General features: G+C 56.0%; 13 protein-coding genes and 2 pseudogenes. 9 read left to right on the top strand and 6 right to left on the bottom strand.

Features of this window, described 5'->3' with window-relative positions:
* Nucleotides 1-277: 277 nt before the first annotated feature.
* From qhpR to AC0ZJQ_RS07830, 3 genes are all read left to right on the top strand, one after another.
* Nucleotides 278-1,366: an AraC-like transcriptional regulator QhpR gene (qhpR, locus tag AC0ZJQ_RS07840; RefSeq protein WP_476477647.1), complete on the top strand. Its 1,089-nt coding sequence runs from the start codon at nucleotides 278-280 to the stop codon at nucleotides 1,364-1,366.
* A gap of 1,254 nt (nucleotides 1,367-2,620) precedes the next feature.
* Nucleotides 2,621-4,201 (top strand): hypothetical protein, encoded by a 1,581-nt coding sequence (locus tag AC0ZJQ_RS07835; RefSeq protein ID WP_476477646.1) that lies wholly within the window; start codon nucleotides 2,621-2,623, stop codon nucleotides 4,199-4,201.
* A gap of 5 nt (nucleotides 4,202-4,206) precedes the next feature.
* Nucleotides 4,207-8,499 (top strand): AAA family ATPase, encoded by a 4,293-nt coding sequence (locus tag AC0ZJQ_RS07830; RefSeq protein ID WP_476477645.1) that lies wholly within the window; start codon nucleotides 4,207-4,209, stop codon nucleotides 8,497-8,499.
* A 27-nt stretch (nucleotides 8,500-8,526) separates the two neighbouring features.
* Here AC0ZJQ_RS07830 and AC0ZJQ_RS07825 read toward each other — a convergent pair whose 3' ends face one another.
* Entirely contained in the window at nucleotides 8,527-9,129 is a 603-nt protein-coding gene (locus AC0ZJQ_RS07825) for a recombinase family protein (protein ID WP_476477644.1), read from the bottom strand.
* A 155-nt stretch (nucleotides 9,130-9,284) separates the two neighbouring features.
* On the opposite strand from AC0ZJQ_RS07825, the pseudogene AC0ZJQ_RS07820 reads away from it, so the two are divergent.
* Nucleotides 9,285-9,407 (top strand): annotated as a pseudogene (locus AC0ZJQ_RS07820) (DDE-type integrase/transposase/recombinase); the annotation flags it as partial.
* Here the strand turns inward: AC0ZJQ_RS07820 and AC0ZJQ_RS07815 are convergent.
* The 4 genes and pseudogenes from AC0ZJQ_RS07815 to AC0ZJQ_RS07800 form a co-directional block, all read right to left on the bottom strand.
* Nucleotides 9,403-10,431: pseudogene (locus tag AC0ZJQ_RS07815) on the bottom strand (SNF2-related protein); the annotation flags it as partial. The pseudogenes AC0ZJQ_RS07820 and AC0ZJQ_RS07815 sit on opposite strands and share 5 nt — an antisense overlap.
* 337 nt (nucleotides 10,432-10,768) lie before the next feature.
* On the bottom strand, nucleotides 10,769-11,284 hold the full coding sequence (locus tag AC0ZJQ_RS07810; protein ID WP_476477643.1) for a hypothetical protein: 516 nt from the start codon (nucleotides 11,282-11,284) through the stop codon (nucleotides 10,769-10,771).
* 292 nt (nucleotides 11,285-11,576) lie between these two features.
* Nucleotides 11,577-12,518 carry an integrase domain-containing protein gene (locus tag AC0ZJQ_RS07805; RefSeq protein ID WP_476477642.1) on the bottom strand — a complete coding sequence of 314 codons (942 nt, stop codon included), beginning with the start codon at nucleotides 12,516-12,518 and terminating at the stop codon, nucleotides 11,577-11,579.
* A 1,642-nt stretch (nucleotides 12,519-14,160) separates the two neighbouring features.
* Nucleotides 14,161-14,292: a molybdopterin cofactor-binding domain-containing protein gene (locus AC0ZJQ_RS07800; RefSeq protein WP_476477641.1), complete on the bottom strand. Its 132-nt coding sequence runs from the start codon at nucleotides 14,290-14,292 to the stop codon at nucleotides 14,161-14,163.
* A 152-nt stretch (nucleotides 14,293-14,444) separates the two neighbouring features.
* On the opposite strand from AC0ZJQ_RS07800, the gene AC0ZJQ_RS07795 reads away from it, so the two are divergent.
* Genes AC0ZJQ_RS07795 through AC0ZJQ_RS07775 form a run of 5 tightly spaced genes read left to right on the top strand, consistent with a single transcriptional unit; the run spans nucleotide 14,445 to nucleotide 17,222 of the window.
* Nucleotides 14,445-15,113: a hypothetical protein gene (locus tag AC0ZJQ_RS07795; RefSeq protein WP_234302330.1), complete on the top strand. Its 669-nt coding sequence runs from the start codon at nucleotides 14,445-14,447 to the stop codon at nucleotides 15,111-15,113.
* Nucleotides 15,114-15,121: 8 nt separating this feature from the next.
* Nucleotides 15,122-15,463, top strand: coding sequence for a hypothetical protein (locus AC0ZJQ_RS07790; RefSeq protein ID WP_234302329.1), 342 nt, complete (start codon nucleotides 15,122-15,124; stop codon nucleotides 15,461-15,463).
* Nucleotides 15,464-15,476: 13 nt separating this feature from the next.
* Nucleotides 15,477-16,262, top strand: coding sequence for a hypothetical protein (locus AC0ZJQ_RS07785; protein WP_476477640.1), 786 nt, complete (start codon nucleotides 15,477-15,479; stop codon nucleotides 16,260-16,262).
* On the top strand, nucleotides 16,262-16,516 hold the full coding sequence (locus AC0ZJQ_RS07780) for a hypothetical protein (protein ID WP_476477639.1): 255 nt from the start codon (nucleotides 16,262-16,264) through the stop codon (nucleotides 16,514-16,516). Before AC0ZJQ_RS07785 ends, AC0ZJQ_RS07780 begins: the two co-directional genes overlap by 1 nt.
* 37 nt (nucleotides 16,517-16,553) lie before the next feature.
* The gene (locus AC0ZJQ_RS07775) at nucleotides 16,554-17,222 is read left to right on the top strand and encodes a hypothetical protein (RefSeq protein WP_476477638.1); all 669 of its coding nucleotides are present in this window, start codon (nucleotides 16,554-16,556) and stop codon (nucleotides 17,220-17,222) included.
* 44 nt (nucleotides 17,223-17,266) lie between these two features.
* On the opposite strand, the gene AC0ZJQ_RS07770 is transcribed toward AC0ZJQ_RS07775, so the two are convergent.
* On the bottom strand, nucleotides 17,267-17,446 hold the full coding sequence (locus AC0ZJQ_RS07770; protein WP_476477761.1) for a DUF5334 family protein: 180 nt from the start codon (nucleotides 17,444-17,446) through the stop codon (nucleotides 17,267-17,269).
* Nucleotides 17,447-17,550: the final 104 nt, after the last annotated feature.

The raw sequence follows: 17,550 nt of genomic DNA, 5'->3' as shown, positions 1-17,550 counted from the left end.
GACTCTTGTAATAATCGATGCGCTGGCCGAATCTCAGCACGGCTCATATTGATCTTGAGTCAGTTTCATGCGCGCGACTTGACCCGAACAAAGCTCTGCTGTCATCTACAGTCAACTTCGTGACGAAATGTCGCAGGTCTCAGACGAGCGCTTTGTTTTGCGGCGCATTTTGGCGCGACGCTCGGAAGCGGGGATCTGTGCTTCTGGTAAGCACGAGCGCCCCGGGGCGCGGTTGCTCTTGCTTCATGTCGCGGAACATTACGGTGTGGAGACTTCGATGAGTTCCTTATTCGAGCAGACGGATGCGTCGGCCGGCCTGGCGCTTGTCACCAGCGGGCAAAAACATGCCGGCGTGCTGGCCGCCGCCGCCAGCGGCTTGTGCAGCTTCATCGAGCGGCAGGGCGGCGACGCCGAGCGGGTGCTCGGTGTGTCGGGCATCGATGCGCAATTGCTGCAGCACCCGACGCTGAGCCTCGCGCTGCCGAACTACTGCCAAGTGCTGGAAGAAGCGGCGCGGCAATCGGGCTGCGACAACTTCGGTCTGTACTATGGCCAGCAGTTCAAGCCACAGGCGTTGGGGCTGCTGGGTTATATCGGCTTGTGCTCGGCAACGGTCGAGCAGGCGCTGATCAACTTTGCCCGCGCCTTCCCACTGCACCAACGCAACAGCCTGATCCGCCTGGTCGATGATGGGGAGTGCTATCGCTTCGACTATCAGGTCCGCCACGGCGCCATCCTCTGCCGGCGGCAGGACGCCGAGCTGACCCTGGGCATGGCCCGCAACCTGATTCGTCACGTGCTCGGCAGCCAATGGGCGCCGCGCGCGGTGCACTTCGAGCACCCGCGCCCGGCGGATTGGCACGAGCACAGCAAGGTCTTCGATGCGCCGGTGTACTTCGAGCAGCCGTACAACTCGCTGCTGATCCCCAAGGTCGGCCTGAACCGCCCGATGCCGGGCAGCGACCCGATCCTGCTGATGGTCATGCAGGATTCCCTGCGCCAGCTCAGCCTGGCGGGCGGCGATGAGCCGGACGTCGTCGACGACGCGCGCGCGCAAATCCGCCAGCGTCTGATGCTGGGCGAGCCGGGACTGGAAGATATCGCCGAGCAGATGGGCATGAGCAGCTGGTCGCTACAGCGTCGCCTGCGCGAGGAAGGGCTGAGCTTCTCCGCACTGGTGGACAAGCAGCGCCAGGAGCTGGCGACCTACTACCTGCGCCAGCAGCAGCTGCCCATTTCGGAGCTGGCCCCCTTGCTGGGCTATTCCGAGACCAGCGCTTTTTCCCGTGCGTTCCGCCGCTGGTTCGGCGTGAGCCCCCGCCAGTGGCGCCAGCACAGCGATCTGGTCGACACCAGGCAGCCGTAGCTGAGCCGGGTTTGCGAGGAGCTCGAACCTTAGAACGAGCCTCAACCGCGCACGGGCGCTGACGCCTGCGAGTGCCCGGTAGCGCGTGGTAACCTTGCGTTCATCGCCAAGCAGATGAAGCACGAGGACTTTACGAGGCTGGCCCAGGTGTACGCCAGATGGCTGGACGACGAGTCCGCCAACGAGCTGCGATACATCGGGACAGGCACGCAGCCCGCCGCGTGATTCGCCCCAACTCTGCTCCACCCAGTCCAGCACCCATTTCTAAGCACCTGATGAACAAGGCAATCTCCGATCTTTCGCAGCACACCCCGATGATGGGCGGTGATTATTGAGAATCTGAGCTAAAGCCCCGTAGTCACCGGGCTACGGGGCATATCGCGCACCTAACGAGCAATAAGCTTTCGGCATTGAATGGCATGAAATGGCGCTGCGGTTGCCCCATTTTTGCCCCAAGCCCACGCCAAAGACCACGCGCACAGACATAGCTCTGAGACACGCAATACCACCCTCGCTGCAAACGAGCGGATTCATAGCAAGTGCGGTCCGACTTATGCGAACTCGCGGGCCAATGCGGCTTTCGGTTCAGTTCATTAACTTCAGTTTGCTCACCCCCTTTTGGCACCGCTGTTGCTCCATGAGAGATATCCTCTCGCGGCTGCTCCCAAATTATGGCCTAGAGCCATTATTCGGGTTATCGTCATAAGGCGCGGCAGGGGCTAGAGCCAATCTCGGCGCTACGGGAACAGCCTGTCAATCGCCCTCGCCAGAGTCGACACCTTCCACTAACAAGGACCCTCTATGGCGGCCGATCACGACGCCCCTGCCCTACGCCTAGCCGATATATTGCGTCTGGTGCAAACAGGCGGACATCCTACCCAGCTGTACCTAGCCGAGCGCTTTGGAATCTACCGACTCAGCGATGTGATCGAGCCAGGCGCTGACAGGCTCAACCAGTTAGCGAGCCAATGCAGATGCAGCCCGATTCCCGCCGACGTAAGAAATTTTGAACGTATCTGCGGAGCCGAGCAGCCCTTCCCAACAGCTGACCGACGCTCCTGGCTGGACCTTCTCAAGTCCGGCCCAACCGGCGTCTTAGGCACTCCCGGACAGCTCGGTCCTTCGTGAAAACCAACTGCTGCCGATCATCCTCTACCGGATTCCCCATATACGCATTCTAAAGCCCATCTGATTACAGCAGAGGCTTAGAGATGACCTCACCGAGTACTCGCACTTAACAAACGGACGACTGCCATGACCGAGATGGAAAAGCCTCTAGGCGAAGACTACGACGAAGATAACAGCCTCGACCCCGCGCAGATTCATCAGGCTCAAGCGGCATATCTAGACGCTGAACTATTCCAAGGCGATAGCAACAACGCCGAGAAAACAACTGCGGTGATTACCTCCTTCGTCGAGTCGTGCAAGGAGCGGGGAGAAAAGCCGCTAGACCAGTGGCTAAGCAACGAGTTTCGCAAATACCCTGATGTATGGAGCAGCGAAACGGAACTGCTGACTGCAGTCCAGCAGGTAATAACCTCCACGACGGGCTTCAACCAGTCCAGCGAATCGCTGCAAGCACACATGGACAAAGGCCGCAGCAAAGCCTCCTGGTTGGCCAGAGAGATCGAGAAGAATGCGGCCGTTTCCGGCTCGGTGCATGTAGGTCAGTACGCGGGTAGAATCGACCAGGCCCTGGCCGAGGCCACAAAAAATGCGCGCGACATGATCACGACCCTACAGGGCGAGATCAACCGCAGCCCCCACCTCAACGGCCTGATTGCCGAGCAGCACCACGTCGATACGTTCAATGTCGACGCCGTCAGCAAAGGCAGCCCATACCGTGCCAGGGTCGTGGGTTCGCAGGAAGCGAACTCGGTAGACATCGAGATCGTCGATGGCAATGGCAATGTGGTCGGCAAGTACCAATCTAAATATGGTGCCGATGCAGAAGCCACAAAAGAACTGCTCAACCGCGGCGACTACGAAGGACAGACGCCACTGGTACCTGAAGGGCAGGCCACGGATGTGCCCGGCAGCACGGAAGTGATCGAAGCTGGTGGCGTGAAATCCCAGCCCCTGTCCAAAGAGGAGGCTCGGAAACTTCAGGAAAAAGCTCAACAGGAAGCAGAATCCCGCCAATACGACTGGAACGATACCAACCGCACCACCATCGCCAGGCAGATAGGTAAGCAGGCGGTGGTGGGGGCCTGTATTGCTGTAGGCATGCAGGGAACCCGGATTCTGGCCCGGCGCTTCTGGAACAGCTTCAGAGGCCGCGAAAACCCTAGCGCCAGTGACGATCTCAAAGAGTTCTTTGAAAGCTCGTTGCGCACCAGCACCAACACCGCAGCCCAAGTGGCAGTTTCGGGCGCTGTGGTCGTGGCAGTGAAAAACGGCTGGCTTGGCGCGACGCTCCGCAATACTCCAGCAGGACTAATCACCAATATCGTCTGCGTTGGTCTGCAGAACGCCAAAATTCTCTACAAATTTGGTAAGGGTGAGTTGACCGGCGAAGAAGCGATTGATGCGATTGGCAACACCACAGTTACCACTACCATGGCCATTGCTGGAGCAACCAAGGGCGCTTCGCTGGGAGCGGCAATCGGCACTTTGTTCGGACCTGCGGGTATTGCCATCGGCGGCTTCGTCGGAGGCGTGGCTGGTGGTATCGCTGGAGGGCAGATCGGCGAGTTAGTTTACAAAGCCGGCAAGTCGATCGCCAGAACAGCTACAAGGGTGGCAGCAGTAATGCTTGAGGGAGCTGGTCGGGCAATCGAGTCGGTTGGCAGCAGCCTGCGTAATCTTGCGTCCAGCCTCTCGTCTCTGTGGTGAACGTCGTGAACTTGCTAGACGTTAAGGCCAAGATAAAGTCTTATCTGGTCGCCGGCTATCCGGGGCTGTACATCCACTCTGGGGAAGAAACCCGCGTTGATGCCATGCTCAAGGAGGTAGCCGCTCAGTTGTGCTTGCATCCAAAGGAATGGAATCTCGGCTATGGATGGGTGAATTTCTTCAACAAGCAACCGCGTACCAGTCAGCCGGCGAAGACCGACCTGGCCGACAGCCTACCGTCGCTTCTGGACGATGATCTGGACAACAAGCTCTTTATCATCAAGGACGCGCGCGGTGCTTTAGAACACCAGCCTGTGGCGGTGGCGAGGCTGAAGCAACTACTCAACCGCATTCAGCGCCACCATCGTGGCAAGGCCGCAGTCGTACTGGTCTCGGAAACCTTGTACATACCGCCCGAGATCGAAGCGCAAATCACGCTGCTACACCTACCACTGCCCCGTGGTGAGGAAGTAAGCAGCCAGGCCGAGATGGTTTGCCAGCAGCTGGATCTGCAGGTACCTGAAGCGCTTCGCCAGCGCCTGCACGCTGCATGCAGCGGTCTGAACCAGGAAGAGATTCGTTCGGCACTAGCGATGGTTAGGCAACACCACGAGCAAATCAACGAAGCATCTCTGGTACTGATCCAGCACGAGAAAGAGCAGATCATCTCCAAGAGCGGTGTGCTGGAAATGCTCAGGGTCAGCGAGAACGCTGGCGATATCGGCGGTCTGGAAAATCTCAAGACCTGGCTAAGCCGTCGTGCGCAAATCTTCCGACGCCTAGGCGAAGCCCGTGCAGCTCGGGTGTCAGCGCCCAAGGGCGTACTGATCGCTGGCATGCCGGGCTGCGGCAAGTCGCTCACCGCCAAGGCCGCCGCCGGCCTTTTCCAGTTGCCTCTGCTACGTTTGGATATCGGTTCGCTGCTTGGAAAATACGTTGGCGAAAGCGAACACAACATGCGCCGCGCCCTGAGCATGGCCGAGTCGGTCAGTCCGTGCATTCTGTGGATAGATGAACTGGAAAAGGCTTTCGTCGGCATGAACAGTGGCAGTGGTTCGGAGGTCTCGTCGCGGCTGTTCGGCTACTTCTTGACATGGATGCAGGAGAAGACGGGGGCTGTCTTCGTCATCGCTACCGCCAATAACATTATCGCCCTGCCCCCGGAACTGCTGCGCAAGGGGCGCTTCGACGAGGTGTTCTATGTCGGCTTCCCCAACGCTGCCGAACGCGGGGCGATTCTCGATATACACCTTATGGGTGAGTCCCTGAAGCTTGAACCAGGGCAACGTAGCAAGCTGGTTACCCAGTGTCGCGACTACGCTGGTGCAGACATCCAGAATGCAATCAATGAAGCTCGAGAAACGGCCTTTCTGGAAAATCGATCACTGAAACTCGAAGACCTCGAGGCCGCTATCGAACTGACCGTACCGCTGCGGGAAACCCTGCGCGAGCAGGTTGCCAAATACGAAGATCTGTTCGAGAAGCTAAAGCTAAAGCCGGCTTCGTCCAGCGATGGCCTTAGCGTAGCCCAGATGATTCAGATGACCGAGAGCCACAACGCGCTACGCCGTGAGGAAGTTGCCCGACATGAAGACTGCCCGGACGACCTGCTGGAAAAACTGGTCAACGACAGCAATTCCAAAGTTCGAACTGCGGCTTACGGAAACCCTAATTGCCCAGAAGCGTTGTTAACGCTGCGGATCAATATCGAAGAAGGTCAACCGGGATTCGATCCCGAGTTGCTGCATCTGGCCTGCTTACACACCCACGCACCCCATGATCTGATAGCGGCGCAGTTCGATCGCCTGAAGCTAAACACCGACCAACGACGTCAATTAGCAAAAAGAACAGACGACGAGTCGCTGCAGCAACGGTTGTTGGCAGATCAGGAGTCGCTGGTACGGGAGGCACTAGCAACCAACAAGGCCGTGGGCAAAAGCATTCAACATCAACTGGCCGAGGATGCGGTGGTCACCGTGCGCGAACGCCTGGTCAGCAACGACAACCTCTACCCCGAAGTACAGGAAGACCTCGCTCGCGATCTGTCCTACGAGGTGCGCGAACGCCTGGCCAGTCGTGACGAGCTGTGTGAAATGGCCCAACTACAGTTGGCTCGTGATGATGACCAAGACGTTCTCACAGAGCTTGCCAGCCGGACGGGAGCAGCTGACCTACCCGACCGAGTGCAACTTGAACTTGTGAAATTTAGTCCTGAGGTGCGCGCGGCTCTGGCACGCAACGGCAACCTGGGCGCCCCAGCCCAGTTGCTGCTAGCCCGGGATCCGAGTGCAGAGGTGCGGCGCGTTCTCGCCGAACATCCGAATCTCATCAGCGCCGCCCTTCAATGCCTGAGCACAGACGTCGAGGAAGTGCAGGCCAGCCTGGCAGGCAACCGTCATTTAAGCTCCGCACCGCTGCAAATGAGCTTGAGCCAACATGAGTCGAAATCCGTCCGAACCGCTTTGGCAGGCAACCCCGCACTTCACACTGAAATACAAGCGCGGCTGCTCAAGGACGATAGTCACGAAGTTCGCGAGGCGCTGGCAGAAAATAGCGGCATTGATGAAAGTTTCCTTGAAGTTCTGATGCGTGATGAAAACGAAACTGTCAGAGAGCGACTGGTGGGCTGGAATAAATCGGTTGCACATGACGTCCAGCGGCATCTGGCGAAAGATCCGAACTCCGACGTCCGAAAAAACCTAGCACGCACCGCAGACCTGCTGGAAGATGTGCAGCAACAGTTGGCCAACGATGAGCCCGAAGTGCGTCAGATACTTGCACAGAACGCGGGCCTATCTCCGGAGATCCAGCAACGCCTGCTTGAAAGAGGTGATACGCCCACACTTTGTGAACTGGCCTGCAACAGCGCCCTGATACCAGTGCTGCAGGCCAGGCTTGCCGATGACAGTAATGTGGAGGTGCGCAGCCGCCTGGCCCGAAATCCAGCCTTGAGCGGGCCTGTCGCTGACAAGATGGTCAACGATGTAGAAACAGTGCAGAAAGCCCTTGCCGTCAACCGCCACCTGGGCGAGGCACAGTACATGCCGCTTTACAAAGCCGGCAGTACTGAAATCCGCGAAACCCTGGCAGCAAACACGAGCATCGGCGAAAACCTGATGCGCCTGATCTTCCAGGCGAATACGGAAGCTAAACCCTGCGCTTCAACAGAGAGGGGCGTCAGTTCCTTCCTCTTCCCCAGCACGATCATGCAGGAACAAACTCCGAGCCAGGAACAACTGATACTGGCCGCTAAAGGCAACCTGCCGGATTACTTGCAGTCTGCATTATTGGGCCAGGGCGAAAATGCGGAAACCTTGCTAGAGGCGTTGGCCGGCAACTCAGTGCTGATCAGGCCCGTGCAACAGGCTCTGGCGGAGCACAAGTGCTCCAAGGTCAGAGCGCGACTGGCCGCTAACGAGGCCGTGGATATCGACATTCTGCGCCAGTTGCTTCGCGATCCAATAGCCGAAGTTCGCGCTGCATCGCTGCGCGACTATTGGATGGACCGGGCGATGGAACTGGAATTGGCCCAGGATAAAGCTGTCAGCGTGCGCTGCGCCGTCGCCGCCAAGAGTCACCTTGGCAAAGCCGTACAACTGATGCTCGCCAACGACCCGGAGAAAAGCGTACGTGCGCAGCTATTGAAACGAGATTTCGACTTCATGTTCGCCCTGCACCCAAAAGCACAGGAACTGCTTGCACGGGACAATAACCAATCGATCCGGGAATTGCTGGCTATCTATCCCCAACTGAAGCCGTCAGTACAATTGGTACTGGCCAGGGACGACAAGATCAGTGTTCGCGCAGCATTGGCAAGGGGTAACGATGAGTGGCTTGGGAACCACCTGTGTGAGGAAGCGCAACTGCTTCTCTGCGAGGACAAGGTAAGTAGCGTGCGCACGGCCTTGGCTGAAAGGCGCAGGCTTTCCACTGCCGCCCAGGCACTGCTGGCGCAAGATGCCCTGGCGAGCGTAAGGCTGAAGTTGGTAGAGGCTTCCAGTTACCTGAACCCACTTGCTCCCGAGGCTCAGAGACTCCTGGCCAAGGACCCGGATAGCCAAGTCCGTCAGGAACTGGCGCTGAATCTGTTTGGCGTGCTTGTCCAGCCCAGTGAGGAGGATGTGCAGCTAGCTCTAGCTGGCGACCCGGACCAAGATGTCAAACGCGCTGTCCTGGCTTGTCTGCGATATGGCAGCTCGCGAGTGAGCGATGAGGTAAAAGAGCTATTGGTCCAGGGGCTGGATGAGGAGACCCGTCACACCGTAATAGAAATGCTGGATAGTTACGAGGAAGATTAAGCTTCTTACCAGGTTTGTCTCCACGAGTTAGAGCAACTGCTCGTGGAGACCGCCCGCTTCGCCCTCTCCGACCGCCGGAGCTCGCAAGTACTCATAGAGCGTTGCCCTGCTGATCCCGAACTCTCGTGCTAAGCCTGCTTTTGGCTCACGAGCCTCGACGCGGCGGAGCAGGTCATCGACCTGATTGTCGCTCAGAGCTCTTTTTCTCCCCCGATAAACACCGCGCTGTTTCGCCAGGGAAATACCTTCCCGCTGACGTTCACGAATCAACGCGCGCTCGAACTCGGCGAAAGCCCCCATGACCGACAGCAGCAGATTGGCCATTGGCGAATCCTCCCCGGTGAAGGCCAGCGACTCCTTCACGAATTCGATCCGCACGCCCCGCCTGGTGAGCTGCTGAACCATACGGCGCAGGTCATCGAGATTACGCGCCAACCGGTCCAGGCTGTGTACGACCAAGGTGTCACCCTCGCGGATGTAATTGAGCAACGCCTCAAGCTGCGGGCGCTGTGTGTCCTTGCCTGAGGCTTTGTCGATGAACATCTTGCTCACCTGAACGCCTTCCAATTGACGATCTGGGTTTTGATCGAGCGTACTGACCCGTATGTAACCAATTCGCTGCCCGTGCATGCTGCCTCTCAGAGAAAATGTGTAACGCCGAGATCATAAAGGCAGCCGTACAGATGCCAAATAATGAAAAAAACGACCCTATCCAGACAGGTGCCAGTGAGTTTAAGGATGTCTGGTTAGGCTATAGGTCAGATGGGCAATGGATGAAAGAGCATCGGCAGTTCACCGTGAGCGGCCCGAACCAAGTGTGGTGCGGCGACATAACGTATATCTGCGCTGGTAATCGCTGGATCTACATGGCGGCGGTTATGGATCTGTATGCACGGCGCATCGTCGGCTGCGGGTCAGATCGGTGTGGCAGAGCACGTCGTAGTTGAAGCGATCCTTGGCGAAAAAATTGGTCTTGAGGTTGCGGTTGTAGTTCAGCCAGTTGTCGGCGAGCTTCTTCGGGCAGAGCACCAGGACGGATTTGTTGCGCAGCTCGTAGTACTTGATGACCGCCAACGCGGTGAAGGTTTTGCCCAGGCCCACGCTGTCGGCCAGGATGCAACCACTGTAGGTCTCAAGCTTGTTGATCAAGCCGGTAGCCGCGTCGCGCTGGAAGTTGAACAGCTTCTGCCAGATCAGGCTGTCCTGGTAACCGGTGCGGTCGTTGGGCAGTACATCTTCGTTCACGTCTTCCAGGAACTCACGGAAGATGTTGTAGAGCATCAGGAAGGAGATCCGCTCCGGTGCATTCTCCTGGTAGACCGACGCTATGTGGTCGCAGAGCCTCGCGGTTACATCCTCAAGCTTCTCCGGGTCGCTCCAGATCTGCTCGAACAGACTGAGGAACATGCCAGTGTGGGCCGGCTCATCGAAACGCGTGACGATGTTCGAGAGCGCGTTGCCTTTCTGGTAACCAAGGTCGACAGCGGTAAACCCCTGAACAGGCATAAAGACGGCGTCACCCGCCGCTGCGCGCGTACCTATAAAGGGCTGCATCGGAGCCTGGCCACGGTTGGAGCGGAACGTAGCTTTGCGGCGTATCCAGTCAGCACACTCTTTGGCGATAGCCTTTTGCGTGAGCTGATTCTTCAGCTGGATTTCAAATTCGCTGCCCGTCAGGCTGCGCTCGCGCTCAGCCTTGGGGATATGGAACTCACGCTGCTCTTTTTTGATCTTGTCGCTGGCCTCGTTGGGCACAAAGGTTGGCGAGGTGAAGATGAATTCAAGGGAGTCGATGCTCTCCAGTTCCCTCTTCAACGCCACGTAGGCGTAGATCGAAAAGCACGAAGCGGCGATCTTCAGCTTCGAGCCCGGCTTGAGCGTACCTTTGAGATTTTCACCAAGCAGGGTGTTGATGTTGTCGATCAGTTCCATGAGGCCTCTTCCCTTGTGCGTGCCGGCTGGATTATCCCCAACCAGAGGGAAAATGATGTCTCGGGAGCAGCAGGGACAACCCCAGACGAATATCCAATGGCAGCCTCTCAGTCAGCGCAAGAATTTCTGCTGTCCATGCGTAGCGTACGACCAGAAAAGCGGTCAGTAGAGCTTTCTCTGGAGGGAGCCTTCCAACCGCCGCTCACAATTAAAGATATTTGGTTTAATCGGTAGAACCATATTCCCTTATCATTAGAAACTTTTCAGCAGCGAAAACAAAAAACCTTGCTTGCACTGAATAAACAGCGCAAGCAAGGCATTGGGTCTGACCCCGTTATTACATTAGCTTTGACAGCAACCCGCGAATGGAAAAAGCTTTCACCACGGGAATAAACCTCTCCCCAGATAGAGCCCGAAAATTTTTATTCCGGTGATCTTTTCCAGCAGACAGCCTCACAGTACTGGCAACGTTAAAATAATAGCTAATCAGCTTTGCTTTATCCTCAGGCGGCAGCTCTTTCCCCTCTGCGTCAACCAGAGACACAAACTTAGAGTAGTAGATTTTATCCCCATGATAACTCCAGCATTTTTTACGCATACTGTTAAAAGATACTACATCGATGCGCGATGGGCCTTCTTTTACAAAAGGTTCTGGGCAGACCCGCAGCAAGACACTACCTTGGGTTAGATAGTGAAGCAAAATAATCCCACGCACCACCTTCGACTTATCCAACTCAGCATACAGCTGATCAACGCTTTGCTGCGGCACCATCACAAAGGCGTGTTTGATGCTGGGCATTTTCAGCGGCCTTTCACCTAAGTCAAATTTTATATGAACTTTATTTTCTAACATGTCGCAAATACCTGTTGAGAATAATTATTAAGAAGATGCCTTTACCGGCCTCTTCAGGGCGCATGGCTTGGGCGGTTCTCCAACACGCCCCATAAGCTCCCAAAGCGTTTTAATTGCGTACCAGTAATCACGCACGGTAGATGGTGCAAAGTTTTTTTCCTCAAAAAACTTATGGACATGTTTTTTCCCGGACTGATGTGCCTCGCAATTGCACCAATTAACAAACTCCAACATGCGCTGAGCAGAACGCCTCCGACTCGCCTTTCCACCGCGAGACTTATAAAGGTGGATTTTATGGTTGAGTTCGCGCGTCAGCATTGCGAGCTCCTAGATAAGAGTTAGTTACATCAATCCGACCATGTCCTAGCTCAATAGCAACTTTTATTCGAGCCATATTTCCTAGTGGCGTTTCTATACCTCCTAGCACTGGAGCAGGCACACCTGAAAGCTGCTCATAGCGCTCACAGGCATATGCCGCACGCAACTCGTGTAGTCGACTGATGCCGTGCTTCTGTAATGCCTCTCGCATCTGGCGAATCTGATTTCCTCGAAACTTCTCCCAGTTGCTGTCTTTTGGAATCAAAAGATTTCTCTGACCCTGAACAAAAGCACAAAACCCCAAGGCCTGAATCTGAGAAGATGATGAAAGTGGAACTTTTCTTTTGCGCCCACCTTTAGTGCCGCGCGTGATATTTACACGTCCGCCGTCGTGCGCTTCCTCAAGTGCTTTTTTGCTATCAAGGAGAGCTGCCTCTTTAGTTCTGAGCCCAAACTCCCGAGCTAGAATTGCAACCGCTTTTCCCTCGGAGAACTCGCCGTCTAACGCATTCAATGCGCGATAAAATGCCTCACGGCACAATCCATCTGGAGGCGACGTCCTTATGTGCGAGCGCTCCGGAATCCCGCAATCCAATGTCGGGCTGACCGAATGCCATGCACCAAGAGTTGCCATTTTCATAACCGTGTTAACCGCGCTTACCAGGTTCTGCGCATACGGAACGGATATTTCATCATCGCCAACACGATCAGAAAGCAGCACCCCATACCCAATCAGATCCTCTCGGGATAAATCCTTAAGGTCTTTGATATTATTCTCAGTCATATAACTAGCGAACGGTTTCCAGCGGTCAGCAATTGTCGCCGCAGAGCTAAATGAAAGATTGCCTCGCTTAAGTGAAAATTCGCCGGCTTTTTTAATATCTCTCGTTTTCAAACCTAAGTTGCGAGTTACCATACAAAACCTCAAAATGAAATTAGTTAAAGGAGAGCCCGCGCCCTTAAAACTGGTAAGTTTTTCGCGAGAGTTTTTTGGTTCTCGCCGACCGTGCGGGCAGCACCGTGCAGGCGGTGCGTACGAGGAGATTTTTTCCGTAGGGCGGGGGGTGGGAGCTATGGCGGGGCTAATCGCAACCCCCTGCAGTTTTTCGCTGCAGCAGTCCGGCATCGGCCTATGTCGGCCTGCCCACCGCCTCGACCGGTGGGCCCCAGTTCATTTCTACGGGTGATTCGTCCGGTTTCGTCCGTAAATCGAACGGCTGAAACCCACGCAGCACTAAGCGTCTGGCCCTTTTTGAGAGAGCCGTCTCTGTGTGCGACTTTTAGACTGGTGGCAGGGGCGCATGGGGGCGCAGGGCGTGTAGATGCCGATGAACGCTGCGCGGCGCGTGCTGATAGCCAGTTCGAGATTTGTGCTCAGCGGGCTCGTTAGGGCTACTGAGAGGTGATCCCTGGGATCGATTCGGCGGGCGCGCCTGTAGCGTGCACACCGCGGCTTTTGCCTTGATGCGGGCGTAAAGGCCCGATTTGATTATGTGTATCGCCGATTTGCGATCGCACTTTTTGTTAACTACACCACGCGTAAGGCAGTGTAGCGACGACACTACGTGTCGTATTTTCCGCCATTGGCGGCGGGGCGATAGGCTCGCCCGGTGCCTTTGTGAGCTTTGAGGCTATCTCGGCGTTCTCACCCTGTCCAGCCTGAAAGCTGAAAATTTTATAATTTGAAACTGACTATCTGAGTGTTCTGTTGAGAAAGTCCCTTTGTAGCTTCTACTAACAATGACCCACTGCTTTCAGGCGACCCTATCCATCGGAAGCTTCTTGGCTAGTGCCTTTCCAGCTGCGGAATTGAAGGCTGCGGGGCCAATGCTGAACTAGCAGCCTTGCCCAGCGACGGCCTTTGGCTCGGATGCCGTTCCGATTCACAGGATGAAGCTCGCCACGCCTCTTGAAAGCATCATAGTCGGCCTCGGGAATAATAAACGCTGAGGCCAGCGTTGCCGTTTGGCATCCGCTGCGGCAACAGAATTGCGCTTTAAGGGTGGTGTTTCAGTCAGACAGCGCCATCGCGTTGCCATCGGACATCCACTGCGGCAACACCCCCTTCCGCCAGTGCCGTTGAAGGGTTTGGTGGCGCTGCCTTTCCCGACGATCCCATCAGTAATCGCGCGCTCGTGCCGCTTCTGGCCGGGCGCTGCCATCTCACCGACGACGGCTAACGGCCAAGAGCAGCCCTTCGTTGACGTGGCTTGTCGACTCCTTTCGTCTCAGCTCCTCAGCTAAGACTGATCAAGCAGCGCATAACTTTCTTAGCCTGCCTGTATGCTCACAACCAGAGAATACTCACCCCACAGTGCGCACAGGCAAGCTACGCACCTGTTTGCCGGTTGCAGCAAAGATGATATTGCATAGCGCCGGTGCCACTGGCGGCACTGGGGGTACGCCTACACCGCTAGGTGGTAGGTTGTGGTCGTCGTTAACTAGATGGGTTCGGCTCGTTCGCGGAGATGCGTTATGGCGCAGCACTTCGTAGTCGTGGAGGTTGCTTTGGGTTACACGCCCCTTTCCAAAAGGGATCTCGCCACTCAGCGCCAGGCTCAGCCCATGATGGCGCCACCTTCGAGCTGCGCACGAGTACGTTCCGGGTTGACTTGTGGGCCGCAGTCAATCGCCATATCGACGCTCATCACTCGCACCTTGTTGGCGTTCTTCGACTGCTCTAATCGCACTGATCCGTCTCATTACAGTACTAGGGGCGGCAAGCCATCCTAGGCAGTGAATTCAACTCCTTCAAAATATTCCTTAACCGGCATCATATATTCACTTGCTCATATCATATTAGTAGCGCTATGCTGCGAGCACGCCCACTGGAGTGCCCGCCATGCGCCGCAAAGAACAGCTCGACGACGAAATTTCTATTCGACTTGAAGACCAGCTTTGCCCCTATGCAATACCCAATCTCAGGATCCTCCGCTCGGACCTAGAGAAAGAGGTCGCAGCGGCTTACCGCGGCCATCTGGAAGCTGAAGCAGAGAAGTACGGGTGCGATGTAAATGAACTTGATCGGGTCCTGGATGGATCCACACGCTTCTTGAGCATCGCCGAGCGCTGCTTTGACTACGCAGCGAATGGGCAGCTGAAGTCAGGGGGCATCGAATTGGAAGATCATGACTGGTTGGATTTCGCATCCTTCATCAATCAGGCTCGTTGGGATGCCGAGTTTCACTCCGTGAACTCTCTGCCTCTCAAGTTGGAACAGGTGTTCAAGCTTGCGTCGGTAAGAGCGAGACTGGACTGCGACATTCATGGGGATGTTGCCTACAACGCTCTACCCGAGATCCTGCGAAATACAGCCGAGGGCTATTTGACTCTCAACGACATCGCCTTCCTGGCCGGGATGACTGAGAAAGCAGTGCGCAATGCCGCACAGCCCAAGGTTGAAGATCGCCTAGTGACTAGCAAGAAAGGTGCTCGGACTGTCGTCGAATCGCACGAAGCTCTGCGTTGGCTGAATGGCCGCAGGCTCTTCGTAGCGACCCAGATTGTGTAGGTGACGCCGTGATCCTCACTAAGCACGCCGAACAACGTTGTCAGGAGAGACTGATCAACACCCAGCAGCTGGAATGGCTGCTCTGCTACGGCGAAGAAAGCCACAATCGCGGGGTTTGCCTGTTCCACTTTGACAGGGATAGCTATCTGCAGTTGCTCAAAGACGTGGATTCGAACGATCTAGAGCTCGCCCTGCGCAGTCGCAACATCTACGCGGTGATCACCGAGGAGGTAGTCATCACGGCGGGTTACCGAGACGCACGTCTTAAGCCAACGAAATCCCATAAACGCATTTGGCGGGGTGTACCCACCCACCCCGCTGGCCGTCGCCTGCTAAACGGCAAACGCTAATCAAGGAATGAACATGAGCCTTTTTGAAAAATTCACACCGCTGCTGTCCAATAACGCCGTTGCCCTGACCGGTTCCGAGCTGCCCAAGGACTTGTTGCTGTCCTCAGAAGGAAGCCTGCAGACGTTCTACGCGCCCTTCGACTACATCAACACGCAAGCCCGCATCACCATCTGCGGTATCACGCCTGGCATGCATCAAGCGGTGGTGGCTCTGAAAGAGGCACGTCGCCTGCTCAACGCCGGCGCCCCCAGCGAGGAAGTCAAGCGCAAGGCGAAGGAAACGGCCAGCTTTGCCGGTGCAATGCGCAAGAACCTGATTAACCTGCTCGACTCGGTCGGTATTGCTGACCTGCTAGGGATCAACAGCTGCGCCCACCTATTCGACACACATACCCACCTGGTGCATTACACCTCGGCCTTGCGCTACCCAGTGCTCATCAACGGTGGGAATTACAACGGCACCCCCAAAATGCTGACCGCCCCATCCCTGCGCCACCAGGTCGATACTTATCTGGCAGAAGAGGTGAAAGCCTTGAATGCCAACTGCCTTTTTGTCCCCTTGGGCGAGAAGGTAAGCGCAGCATTCGAGCACCTGCAGAGCAAAGGATTGGTGAAGGATGAGCAGGTTCTGTCCGGCTTGCCGCACCCCTCCCCGGCCAGCATGGAGCGCATCAACTACTTCCTCGGCAAGAAGGATCGTCCCGACCTCTCCATCAAAACCAATCCTGACAAACTCGATGCAGCTCGCGCCCAGTTGCTCACGAAGGTTGCAGGCCTGCGCGACAAGGGCTGGTTGTGATGCGCCACTTCTTTAACTGGCCGTTGGTGCTGGTGCTATCGCTCAAGCGACGCACCTTGCGCATGGCGCTGCGTATAGCCAAAGAACAGACCGAGGATGCAAAGGCGCTCTTCTGTAAGAACTGCAGCCCAAATACAGAAGGCTGCCAGCAACCTACGCAGTGCCGTGTTCAACGACTCAAGGATAGAGAAACGTTCTTTGTCGATGAGCTGGAAAACCTCCAACAACGCATCGCGATCCTCACCAGCGCTTAAGGCGCTGGTGGTACTAAAACACAAGGATCACGCCATCATGTCCCAGCTTTTTTCCGGCCCCTACTTCGACTATGTGATGTCCCAGGAGCCGCTTCGCGGTGCCGAATACTTTAAGCATGGATCATCAGCAATGCTGTTCCAGCGTGACGGCAATCTGTATCGCCTCAGCACCGATGGTAAATGCCATGTGTTTCTTGCAGAGCAGTCGGCCAAAGGCAATCCCTCGGTGGTACATGTGATCAAGGACTTTGGCCCGATAGCTCCGTTTGATGAGGATGAAGAACTCTATTACTGGCTGGCCCAGGTCGAATGGTTGGAACCGATTGCCCCCGAGAGTCCTCAGGGCACTCGCCTCAATGAGGTTCTGCTTTCGCTCACCAATGGGGAGTCAAATGTGGAGCCCCATGATCGCCCACAGTTCATGACTGATTGCGAAGCCGCTACCTCTGTGTACGAAGAGTTCGCCCCCCTACTGACGACTCTGTTGCTTGCTGCTAACTGCCTGCCTTCTATAGATGGCGTGGTCGACGCTAACCTCACGAATGTCATGCTCCGCCCATCGACACGTGAACTGGCATGGACAGATCCCATCAACGAGCCGCTCTCCCCTTTGACCGATGCACAAGAAGCGGAAATGGAGCGCGTCAAAGAACTGGTTATGGCCAAGACTTCTGTTACTCCAAATGAAGAGTGGCTCCCGGCCTAAGCATCTGCTCTTCTCATGTTTAAGTGATGAGGGTGGGCTGAATGTCAGTCCTCATCCATCTCGAACGTACGGTATTCACCGCTGGTTTCGTCGTAGACCTCTACATCAACGCTACCATCGCCGTTGCTCTCCATCGACTCGACGTTGCCGGAGTGGTAATTGCCTGAGTTGTAGTCGTAGTAGTCGATCGCTTCGCCTTCGCGGACAAGGTTTCCCGCATCAATCTCGATATCGGCACCACTTTCCTGATCGACGCCATCCCAGGCAAAAGCGAAGGGTGGGGTTCTACCCCGTTAGCACGGACACTTTCAAGTAAGCTCACACCGAG

The organism is Stutzerimonas sp. 21-1 (assembly GCF_056336065.1).
Note: the sequence above shows the minus strand (reverse complement) of the source record. Positions and strands in the feature narration are given on the sequence as shown.

Excerpts from the sequence above, each read along its gene's own strand:
- qhpR (WP_476477647.1), top strand. The coding sequence starts at position 278 with ATGAGTTCCTTATTCGAGCAGACGGATGCGTCGGCCGGCCTGGCGCTT.
- AC0ZJQ_RS07835 (WP_476477646.1), top strand. The coding sequence starts at position 2,621 with ATGACCGAGATGGAAAAGCCTCTAGGCGAAGACTACGACGAAGATAAC.
- AC0ZJQ_RS07825 (WP_476477644.1), bottom strand. The coding sequence starts at position 9,129 with ATGCACGGGCAGCGAATTGGTTACATACGGGTCAGTACGCTCGATCAA.
- AC0ZJQ_RS07810 (WP_476477643.1), bottom strand. The coding sequence starts at position 11,284 with ATGTTAGAAAATAAAGTTCATATAAAATTTGACTTAGGTGAAAGGCCG.
- AC0ZJQ_RS07805 (WP_476477642.1), bottom strand. The coding sequence starts at position 12,518 with ATGGTAACTCGCAACTTAGGTTTGAAAACGAGAGATATTAAAAAAGCC.
- AC0ZJQ_RS07795 (WP_234302330.1), top strand. The coding sequence starts at position 14,445 with ATGCGCCGCAAAGAACAGCTCGACGACGAAATTTCTATTCGACTTGAA.
- AC0ZJQ_RS07785 (WP_476477640.1), top strand. The coding sequence starts at position 15,477 with ATGAGCCTTTTTGAAAAATTCACACCGCTGCTGTCCAATAACGCCGTT.
- AC0ZJQ_RS07780 (WP_476477639.1), top strand. The coding sequence starts at position 16,262 with ATGCGCCACTTCTTTAACTGGCCGTTGGTGCTGGTGCTATCGCTCAAG.
- AC0ZJQ_RS07775 (WP_476477638.1), top strand. The coding sequence starts at position 16,554 with ATGTCCCAGCTTTTTTCCGGCCCCTACTTCGACTATGTGATGTCCCAG.